The 9818-nt window shown below is 44.2% G+C and carries 8 protein-coding genes and 4 tRNA genes; 9 read left to right on the top strand and 3 right to left on the bottom strand.

Annotation, left to right across the window (positions count from 1 at the left end; all coding sequences use genetic code 11):
- Positions 1-242: 242 nt before the first annotated feature.
- Entirely contained in the window at positions 243-695 is a 453-nt protein-coding gene (locus tag DFP81_RS17840) for a regulatory protein RecX (protein ID WP_115899240.1), read from the bottom strand.
- A 202-nt stretch (positions 696-897) separates the two neighbouring features.
- Here DFP81_RS17840 and DFP81_RS17835 point away from each other — a divergent pair, with 202 nt between their 5' ends.
- From DFP81_RS17835 to DFP81_RS17795, 9 genes are all read left to right on the top strand, one after another.
- Positions 898-2151 (top strand): D-amino acid dehydrogenase, encoded by a 1254-nt coding sequence (locus DFP81_RS17835; RefSeq protein ID WP_115899241.1) that lies wholly within the window; start codon positions 898-900, stop codon positions 2149-2151.
- Positions 2152-2163: 12 nt separating this feature from the next.
- Positions 2164-3258: an alanine racemase gene (alr, locus tag DFP81_RS17830; protein WP_115899239.1), complete on the top strand. Its 1095-nt coding sequence runs from the start codon at positions 2164-2166 to the stop codon at positions 3256-3258.
- Between the two features lie 215 nt (positions 3259-3473).
- Positions 3474-6092, top strand: a complete 2619-nt coding sequence (gene alaS / locus DFP81_RS17825) for an alanine--tRNA ligase (protein ID WP_115899238.1) — start codon at positions 3474-3476, stop codon at positions 6090-6092.
- Between the two features lie 45 nt (positions 6093-6137).
- Entirely contained in the window at positions 6138-7379 is a 1242-nt protein-coding gene (locus DFP81_RS17820) for an aspartate kinase (protein ID WP_115899237.1), read from the top strand.
- A 160-nt stretch (positions 7380-7539) separates the two neighbouring features.
- Positions 7540-7728 carry a carbon storage regulator CsrA gene (gene csrA, locus DFP81_RS17815; protein WP_115899236.1) on the top strand — a complete coding sequence of 63 codons (189 nt, stop codon included), beginning with the start codon at positions 7540-7542 and terminating at the stop codon, positions 7726-7728.
- Positions 7729-7785: 57 nt separating this feature from the next.
- Positions 7786-7875, top strand: a tRNA-Ser gene (locus DFP81_RS17810).
- A 62-nt stretch (positions 7876-7937) separates the two neighbouring features.
- Positions 7938-8014: transfer RNA gene (locus tag DFP81_RS17805), tRNA-Arg, on the top strand.
- Positions 8015-8071: 57 nt separating this feature from the next.
- A tRNA-Arg gene (locus tag DFP81_RS17800) sits at positions 8072-8148 on the top strand.
- A gap of 50 nt (positions 8149-8198) precedes the next feature.
- Positions 8199-8275, top strand: a tRNA-Arg gene (locus DFP81_RS17795).
- 92 nt (positions 8276-8367) lie between these two features.
- Here the strand turns inward: DFP81_RS17795 and DFP81_RS17790 are convergent.
- The gene (locus tag DFP81_RS17790) at positions 8368-9279 is read right to left on the bottom strand and encodes a tRNA dihydrouridine synthase (RefSeq protein WP_245959212.1); all 912 of its coding nucleotides are present in this window, start codon (positions 9277-9279) and stop codon (positions 8368-8370) included.
- A 353-nt stretch (positions 9280-9632) separates the two neighbouring features.
- Positions 9633-9818: hypothetical protein (locus tag DFP81_RS18400; RefSeq protein ID WP_220342967.1), on the bottom strand; the 186-nt coding region annotated here is incomplete at its 5' end.

Genomic DNA, 9818 nt, shown 5'->3' with positions numbered 1-9818 from the left:
AGTATATATCCATGACGAGTTGGAGGAATGCGGCGAGTCCGTTAGCCAGTCACGCGATGCCAAACAAATGGTTCGATGAACAAGGTTTAGTAAATCTTGAAGAAGTGAAAACGGGGTATGTGTTCAGCGTACATGCTGAATGGACGTTTACATGAGCCGTATACGAGGTCCGTACGTACGGTTCTGTGAGAGGGATGAGGCGGTAACGCCTCACCCTACTCGATTGTTGGAGTTTGTGTTATTTAGTCATCTGACTCAGGTTCTAGTGCGTAGTTGATCTGGTCAAAGTTAAATCCCCGATACTGTAAGTAACGTATTTGCTTAGCTTTTTCTTTAAAGTCTTGGTATTTTGTTACGCCAAACTTTCTTTCTTTTAGCTCTTTAGCTAATTCAAACCAGTCTGCATCTATGTTTTCTATGGCTTGGTTAGCTAGCTCTTCTGGTATTCCTTTCCTGCTTAATTCTTGTTTGATTCTGAGTGCGCCTAGCGGTTTGCTGATGCGATTGCGGACAAATATTTCAGCAAAACGTTGATCGTTCAGGTAGTTCATTTCGATAAGAGACTGAAGGGTGTTGGCGATGTCTTCTTCGTTGTGGCCGCGTAACTTTAATTTGTTGTGTATTTCTTTAGTGGCGTGTTCTCTACCGCCTAATAAGATCAACGCGTGGTCCATTGTCGAAGGTGTTTTGTTCATGGCGTATTGTCTCTTGGTTATAGCGTTTCATGAGTTTAGCATTGATTGCTTCAGATAAAGCTTTATTGAGTTATATAATATTCTTAAAATATGTTTTTTTGTGGTTTTATACACTGCTTATGTATTTTAAATAAGAGTAAAAAACTACATATCTTATGAAAGAATGCCTATATCGACTTTGATTATTTTTGGGTGTGTTGCTATGCAGGTTTGTGTATTAGGTGCTGGTATTGTGGGGTTAACATCGGCTTACTATTTGGCTAAAAAAGGTCATCAAGTAACTGTGATCGATCGTCAGCCTGGTGTGGCTTTAGAGACCAGCTTTGCAAATGCTGGACAGATTTCACCAGGCTACTCTGCCCCTTGGGCTGCTCCTGGTGTGCCGCTAAAAGCCATTAAATGGCTGATGCAGAAACATGCGCCTTTTAAAATAAGCCCAGAACCTGAAATGAAAAAGTTGGTTTGGATGGGGCAAATGCTAGCCAACTGTACAGAAAAAGCATATGACGTGAATAAATCGCGAATGATGGCGCTTGCTGAGTATAGTCGCGACCAGTTTATTGAAATTCGTAAGGACATTGGTATTCAATATGACGGCGGTCAAGGCGGTACGACTCAGTTGTTCCGCAAAGAGGCACAGGTAGAAGCTTCTGAAAAAGACATTAAGGTGCTGCAGGCGCTGAATGTTCCTCATCAAGTACTGACTCCAGCCGATATTTTAAAGGTAGAGCCTGGTCTTGCTCCAGTGATTGATCAATTTAAAGGTGGTTTGCGTCTGCTAGGAGATGAAACCGGCGATTGCTTTTTGTTTTGTCAGGAGCTGAAAAAACACTGCGACAACATGGGAGTGACCTTCAAGTTCAATACTGCTATCGATAAATTAGTGGTTGAAGGCGGCAAGTTACGGGCCGTGAAAACAGACCAAGGTGATTTTAGTTTTGATAAAGTCTTGGTCTGCATGGGGAGCTTCTCTAAAGAATTGCTGAAGGATATTGATATTTCAGTGCCTATCTACCCTGTTAAGGGCTATTCCCTAACGGTGCCTATTACCGATAGCCAGTTTGCGCCGACTTCTACTGTCATGGATGAAACCTACAAAGTGGCTGTAACCCGTCTAGGTGGTCGTATCCGTGCAGCCGGTACCGCAGAGCTAAACGGTTACAATCTAGATTTGCCTAAAGTACGCACTGAAACCATTACTCATGTGGTGCGTGAGTTGTTTAATCAAGGCTGTGATTTGGCAGAAGCTGATTATTGGACAGGGTTGCGCCCAAATACACCAGACGGTACACCGATTGTTGGTGCCAGTGGGGTGGCTGGTTTGTATTTAAATACTGGGCATGGAACCTTGGGTTGGACTATGAGTTGCGGCTCAGCAGCGGTGATCGCAGATATTATGTCAGATGACAAAACAGATATTGATTCACAAGACTTATCTATTAAACGTTATAAGTAATAAGGGATAAAGATGGCAAGGCCTCTGACAGCGACAATTAATTTAGACGCGATTCTAAATAACTATCGTTATGCAAAAAAACTACAGCCTACTTGTAACGCGTTTGCAGTGGTAAAAAGTAATGCTTATGGGCACGGTGCTGTTGAAGTCGCGCGCTTTTTAGACAAAGAAGCGGATGCCTTTGCTGTGGCGGCGATAGAAGAAGCGCTAGCGCTACGTGAAGCGGGTGTTGAGTCGCCTATTATGCTGCTTGAAGGTGTATTTGAAGCCGACGAGTGGGCGTTATGTGAGCAGCACGGTTTTTGGGCAGCGTTGGAAAATGAACAGCAGTTGTCTGAACTGCTTAATAGCCAAGTGAAGATTGAAAAGGTGTTTGTTAAGCTCGACACTGGTATGCATCGTTTAGGCGTGGACATGAATGGGGCAAACGACTTTGTTGCTCGCTTAAGAGAATCCGGTCAGGTTGATGAAGTTTTATTAATGACGCATTTTGCTTGTGCGGATGATTTGTCTGATTTAGCGACCATGGAACAATTGGCCTATTTCGAGCGCACTCGACAATTGATTGGTGATATACCTGCTAGTGTGGCGAACTCTGCGGCTATCATGAAATGGAGTGTGCCGGAAGGTGGCTGGATTCGTCCAGGTATCATGCTATACGGTATTTCTCCGTTTGCTGAAGTCACAGGAACACAGCTTGGCTTGCAACCGGCTATGACATTATCTTCTAAAGTAATGTCGGTACGCAGCCTTAAAAAAGGCGATACCGTAGGTTACGGCTATTCTTATGAGGCACAAGAAGATCATGTGCTAGCAACGGTGGCGGTAGGGTATGGTGACGGTTATCCACGTCATGCGAAAGAAGAAACCCCGTTACAGATTGCTGGGCAGCCTGCTTATTTGGCGGGTCGTGTCTCCATGGATATGATTACAGTGCGGATGGCTGATTATGGTCAAGCGCCAGAAATGGGACAAGAGGTAGTGCTCTGGGGAGGGGCGGTTCCGGTTGAACAAGTTGCGGAGTATGCTGATACCATAGGTTATGAATTGGTGACTCGTATGACCTCTCGCCCTAAATATCGCTATATTAATAACGACAACACCTAGTCTTTTTTCCCTGCAAAAGTGTCTTTTATTGAAAGAAAGATACTTTTGCTTAAGTTTTGCGCAAAATAAGCTTAAAATCCCCTCGGTTTCTTTTGAAAACACCTATCCTTTGCGTGTACTATTTTGTGCTTTTCATTGCACCGAATGGGCTTTCTGTAGACCATTCACGCATTTCAATTCGCCAGACAAATTAAGAGATAGAGACTCATCCAATTATGAAGAGTTCTGAGTTACGCCAGTCATTTTTATCGTATTTCGAAAATAAGCAGCACCAGATTGTAGAATCAAGCTCGTTGATCCCAGGAAATGATCCGACCTTGCTATTTACTAACGCTGGTATGGTTCAATTTAAAGATGTTTTCTTAGGAGATGACGTCCGTCCTTATACGCGAGCGACTTCTTCTCAGCGTTGTGTTCGTGCCGGTGGCAAACATAACGATCTTGAGAATGTAGGTTATACCGCTCGTCATCACACTTTTTTCGAAATGATGGGTAACTTTAGTTTTGGTGACTACTTTAAGAAAGAAGCCATCACCTATGCTTGGGAGTTTTTAACCGAAGTGTTGAAACTGCCGCAAGAGAAGTTGCTGGTGACAGTTTACGCCGAAGATGATGAAGCTTACGACTACTGGAATAAGACGATTGGTTTGCCGGAAGAGAAAATCATCCGTATTGGCGACAATAAAGGTGGGCGTTACCAGTCTGATAATTTCTGGGCAATGGGTGATACTGGTCCTTGTGGTCCTTGTTCTGAAGTTTTCTATGACCACGGTGAGCATATTTGGGGTGGGCCTCCAGGTTCTCCAGAAGAAGATGGCGACCGTTTCATTGAAATCTGGAACGTTGTATTTATGCAGTTTAACCGTTCTGCGGATGGCACTATGGCGCCATTGCCAAAACCGTCGGTTGATACGGGTATGGGGCTGGAGCGTATTGCGGCCATTTTGCAAGGTGTCCACAGTAACTACGAAATTGATTTGTTCCAAAATTTGATCGCCGCTTCGGCTAAAGCCGTTGGCACGGATGACCTTACTTCAAAATCTTTGCAGGTTATTGCTGATCACATTCGCTCTTGCTCTTTCATGATTGTGGATGGCGTGATCCCTTCTAATGAAGGTCGTGGTTATGTGCTACGCCGTATTATTCGTCGTGCTATTCGTCATGGTAATAAACTGGGGCAAAGCGGAGTTTTCTTTCATACTTTGGTTGATGCGCTTGATAAGGAAATGGGTGATGCCTATCCAGAGCTGCGCAAGCTAAAAGAACGTGTAGCTTCTATTTTGCTAAAAGAAGAAGAGCAATTTGCGAAAACGTTAGATCAAGGTATGAAGATCTTAGAAGAAGCGATTGCAAACCTTGGAGATGCCAAAGTTATTCCTGGTGAAACTGTTTTCAAATTGTACGATACCTTTGGTTTCCCAGCAGATTTAACCAATGATGTGGCACGCGAGAACGGCCTTGAAATCGATGAGGCTGGCTTTGATGCTGCTATGGAAGCACAGCGAGCACGTGCCCGTTCGGCAAGCAACTTTACTATGGATATGTCTGGTAGTGTGCAGTTAGATGCCGTGACAGAGTTTACTGGTTACGAACAACTAGAAAGTCAGTGTGAAGTTGAAGCCATTCTACTAGATGGGGAATCCGTAGAGGCGGTCGAAGCGGGTCAGACTGCAGTGATCGTGTTGAAAGCAACGCCTTTCTACGGCGAATCAGGTGGTCAGGTTGGTGATCAGGGTTGGTTGCGCGGCCCTGCTGCTTTTAAAGTGTCTAACACGACAAAACTTGGCAAAGCACATCTTCATCATGGTGAAGTAAAAGAGGGGCGTTTAGCAGTGGGTGATAAAATCACCGCGGAGGTAGATCGTTCTTTACGTAATGCTACTACGCTAAACCACTCCGCAACACATTTGATGCATGAAGCGTTGCGTAGAGTACTAGGGGATCATGTTACCCAGAAAGGCTCCTTGGTTGATGCAGAACGTTTACGTTTTGACTTCTCGCACTTTGAGGGTGTGACTGCGGCTGAAATCGAACAAATTGAAGACATGGTTAACGAGCAGATTCGTTTAAATCGTCCTGTTGAAACTGACATCATGGACATTGAAGCGGCGAAAGCGAAAGGCGCGATGGCCTTATTTGGTGAAAAATACGATGCAGAAGTGCGCGTATTGACTATGGGCGCGGATTATTCCATTGAGCTGTGTGGTGGTACTCACGTTAAGCGCACTGGCGATATCGGTTTGTTTAAAATTCTTGTTGAAAATGGTATTGCGGCAGGCGTTCGACGCATTGAAGCGGTAACGGGTAAGGCCGCAATAGAGGCGACTCGACAAACAGAAGCTGCCTTGTTGAAAGTGGCTGCTCTGGTGAAAGGAAACAAAGAGAACGCTTTGGATAAAGTGAGTGCCTTAAATGAGCATAGCCGAGCATTGCAAAAAGAGCTGGATGCGTTAAAAGGTAAAATGGCAGCGCTAGCGGGTGCTGATTTGGCTTCTCAGGCGGTTGAAATTAATGGTGGTAAGCTGTTAGTTGCGCAAGTAGAAGTGAATGATCCAAAAGAGCTTCGTGATTTACTGGACGAACTGAAAAGTAAGTTGGAATCAGCTGTAGTCTTGTTAGCTGCTGTGAATAACGGCAAGGTCAGCTTGATTGCTGGTGTTACCAAAGAGCTTACCAAGCAGGTGAAAGCAGGCGACTTGATTAAGATGGTTGCGCCTTTGGTTGATGGCAAAGGGGGCGGTCGCCCAGACATGGCTCAAGCGGGCGGGAATAATCCTGATGCGTTGCCAAGTGCTTTAGCAGCGGTTCCTGAATGGGTCGCTGAAAGAGTGTAAGAAGTATTCGCCCATTGGGCTATTTATGTAGGTAAATGAAAGACTATGGCGTTGTTAGTTCAAAAATACGGTGGCACTTCTGTCGGTACAATAGAGCGGATTGAAGCAGTTGCCGATAGAGTAAGTAGACATAAGCAGAAAGGGGATGACATCGTTGTAGTCGTTTCTGCTATGAGTGGTGAAACCAATCGGCTGATTGAGCTTGCAAAGAGCGTTGATTCAACTCCCAGTGCGAGAGAGATGGATGTTCTGCTCTCAACGGGTGAGCAGGTTACCATTGCTTTGTTGTCTATGGCTTTAATGAAGCGCGGTGTTGAGGCGCGCTCTTATACTGGTTCTCAGGTGCGTATTACAACTGACAGCGCTCATGGTAAGGCTCGCATTCAAGAGATTGATACAGCAGCAATGCGTACTGATCTCGATGCGGGGCGCGTGATTGTGGTTGCAGGCTTTCAAGGAGCGGATGAGCACGGCAACATCACCACATTGGGGCGAGGTGGCTCAGATACAACTGGAGTTGCTTTGGCGGCTGCGTTAAAAGCAGATGAGTGTCAGATCTACACCGATGTGGATGGTGTTTACACAACTGACCCGCGAGTCGTTGATAGTGCTCGTCGCTTGGATAAGATTACATTTGAAGAAATGTTAGAAATGGCAAGCTTAGGGTCAAAAGTGCTGCAAATTCGTTCCGTTGAATTTGCTGGTAAATACCAGGTTCCATTAAGGGTTTTGTCTAGTTTTGTTGAAGGTGAAGGTACATTGATTACAACTGAGGGGAATAAAAATATGGAGCAGCCAGCTGTTTCCGGTATCGCATTTAATCGAGATGAGGCGAAACTGACGTTGAAAGGAGTGCCTGATATCCCAGGGATTGCTTCACGTATTTTAGGACCTATCAGTGATGCGAACATTGAAGTGGATATGATTGTTCAGAATGTATCTGCTGATGGCACAACGGACTTTACTTTCACTGTGCACCGTAATGACTATGAAAAAGCTTTCTCTATTTTAGAGGGCATTGAGGGCGAGCTAGGGGCAAGAGCGACCCTAACCAATGCTAAGATCGCTAAAGTGTCTATTGTGGGGGTAGGGATGCGTTCACATGCAGGGGTTGCTAGTACTATGTTCAGAGCGTTGGCAGACGAGTCCATTAATATTCAGCTGATCTCGACATCTGAAATCAAGGTGTCAGTAATTATTGATGAAAAATACATGGAGTTGGCTGTACGAGCGTTACATTCTGCATTCAAATTAAGCGATAGTGCAGCAGGAATTAGCGAGGCGTGACATTTCGTCACGCTTTAGTCACAAATTGATCGCAATATAACCACAAAGTTGGATTGGATTAATGTCTCTCTAAAAGCTACAATTCTTTTGTAGGATTTGGCCTACAGCTTGTGTAGGCTAAATCTAGATAAATTATAAAGGAATTACAGGGAGAAATATTATGCTTATTCTTACTCGACGTGTTGGTGAAGCTCTGATGGTTGGTGATGAAGTATCTGTCACCGTTCTAGGTGTAAAAGGTAATCAGGTTCGCATCGGCATTAATGCCCCTAAAGATGTGTCTGTTCACCGTGAAGAAATCTACCTTAGAATCCAAAAAGAACAGGGTGAAGAAAATTTAGAAGAATAATTTTAAAAAAAGGGTTTACAAAACAATTAAGGCGTATATACTACGCCGCACTTGTTTGGAGAGTTGGCCGAGTGGCTGAAGGCGCGCCCCTGCTAAGGGTGTATGGGTTAACACTCATCTAGGGTTCGAATCCCTAACTCTCCGCCATTTCAAGTTTGTCTTCTTTGAAACTATCCTTTTCGAGAATGGCAAAGTAATTTTGTAATTGAGCACCCGTAGCTCAGCTGGATAGAGTACTCGGCTACGAACCGAGCGGTCAGAGGTTCGAATCCTCTCGGGTGCACCATTATAGAATAGCGTTACTAAGGTAAGTCATTTGATTTGCTGGCAGAAAAAGATTTGAGCACCCGTAGCTCAGCTGGATAGAGTACTCGGCTACGAACCGAGCGGTCAGAGGTTCGAATCCTCTCGGGTGCACCATTCTTAAAATATTTAAAGTTCCTTCTTTAAATTTTCTGCAAAATGATTGAGCACCCGTAGCTCAGCTGGATAGAGTACTCGGCTACGAACCGAGCGGTCAGAGGTTCGAATCCTCTCGGGTGCACCATTCTTCTTTACTCCCTTTATTAAATTTAAAACACCTTCTTAATATCCTCTAACCCTTAGAAAATATTTTTTGGCTTTAGTGCTATCCTTATTTCAGAATAGCTCTCGCAGTGTGTTTATTAGTTCATCTGTACTGTTGCTTCTTCTTAGTGTTTGTAAATTATTTTTAATGCTTGGGTATTCATATCTTAGGTGGCCGCACCATTGTTTTAACCTGCCTAAGCTTGCCACTTCATCATAATGTTCTTTTAACTGGTTATGGTAGCTACTAAATAAAGGCAGTAGAGCGTTAGGCTTCCCTGTACTCTGAGTGTCATTTAGTTGCTCTCTAATTTGCTGGAAAACAAAAGGGTTATTAAGTGACCCTCTACCAATCATAAAGTGTCGGCATCCAGTAATGGCTTGGCAGCGTTGTAAAGACTCAATATCTGTAATATCACCATTTGCCACGACGACCATTTTTGTTTGGTCCTGGATTAAACCAATTTTCTCCCAGCGTGCTGGTGGCTTATAGCCATCTTTTTTGGTGCGGCCGTGTATGGTCAGAGTGCCAACGCCTGCGCTTTCAATAGCTGCGACATTGTCTAGCAGCAGCTCTTCATCTTCATAACCCAAGCGAATTTTGGCAGACAGCGGAATACGTTTTGGTAGCTGTTTTCTGATTTCACTCATGATTTCATATAGTGTGCCTGGCGTTTGTAATAAAACAGAACCACCGCCATGGCCATTTACGCGTTTTGCAGGGCAGCCAAAATTTACATCAATGTGTGTCGCTCCCGCTTGAACCGCGTTAAAAGCGCTTTCGGCCATGAGCTCTGCATTGCTACCTAAAAGCTGAGTGTGAACAGGATGGTGGTTTTTGGTTTTTGCCTGATTTGCGTTCTCGGGAACAAGGCGCTTAAAAGTGTGCGCAGGAATGGCGTATTGTGTTACTCGGACAAATTCTGACACCAGGTAGTCCATGCCGCCCACCTCAGACAGCAGATTACGCATAGTATGATCCATAACGCCTTCCATTGGTGCGACGGCTAGCGTTATTGGTTGCTTTAGTGTGTTTATGTCGGAGGGGGTGAGGAGTTGAGTCACTATTAAGATGCCATTAAAGTATAAGTAATAAAGGGGGAGTTTACCTCAGTGGCCTAAATAGGTGTAAGAAGAAAGCCCTACCGTCTAACGAATAGCGCAAAAAACAAACAGAAAGTGGCGTTTTTGTTGGTTAATTGAACAGTTTTTGTTTTCTTTTAAATTAATTGCGATAAATGTCACTTTTTCTCAGAAAAAGGTTGCACTAAATCTGTAGATCCTTAATATACGCCCTCGCTGACACGGACAACGCTTCACAACAACGAAGACGATGTCTAGCTTACTAAGTAAGCCAACAAGTCAGCACGCTCTTTAAAATAGATAATCAGATAATTTGTGTGGGCGCTCGCTGGAGTCTTCAGAAGATCATCACAGTTCGGTTTTACCGGAATGTAGTTGATCAAAAAAATTGAAGACTTACGAGAGTCAAACACGTCAATTCGCTTTATGTTGATTGTTCT

The sequence above is a fragment of the Marinomonas pollencensis genome, assembly GCF_003387375.1.
Taxonomy (GTDB): domain Bacteria; phylum Pseudomonadota; class Gammaproteobacteria; order Pseudomonadales; family Marinomonadaceae; genus Marinomonas; species Marinomonas pollencensis.
The sequence above is the reverse complement of the archived record's forward strand: the minus strand, read 5'-3'. Positions and strand labels throughout refer to the sequence as shown.

Bases quoted from the DNA above. Each gene is read 5' to 3' on its own strand.
- alaS (WP_115899238.1), top strand. From the start codon at position 3,474: ATGAAGAGTTCTGAGTTACGCCAGTCATTTTTATCGTATTTCGAAAAT.
- alr (WP_115899239.1), top strand. From the start codon at position 2,164: ATGGCAAGGCCTCTGACAGCGACAATTAATTTAGACGCGATTCTAAAT.
- csrA (WP_115899236.1), top strand. From the start codon at position 7,540: ATGCTTATTCTTACTCGACGTGTTGGTGAAGCTCTGATGGTTGGTGAT.
- DFP81_RS17820 (WP_115899237.1), top strand. From the start codon at position 6,138: ATGGCGTTGTTAGTTCAAAAATACGGTGGCACTTCTGTCGGTACAATA.
- DFP81_RS17840 (WP_115899240.1), bottom strand. From the start codon at position 695: ATGAACAAAACACCTTCGACAATGGACCACGCGTTGATCTTATTAGGC.
- DFP81_RS17790 (WP_245959212.1), bottom strand. From the start codon at position 9,279: ATGGATCATACTATGCGTAATCTGCTGTCTGAGGTGGGCGGCATGGAC.
- DFP81_RS17835 (WP_115899241.1), top strand. From the start codon at position 898: ATGCAGGTTTGTGTATTAGGTGCTGGTATTGTGGGGTTAACATCGGCT.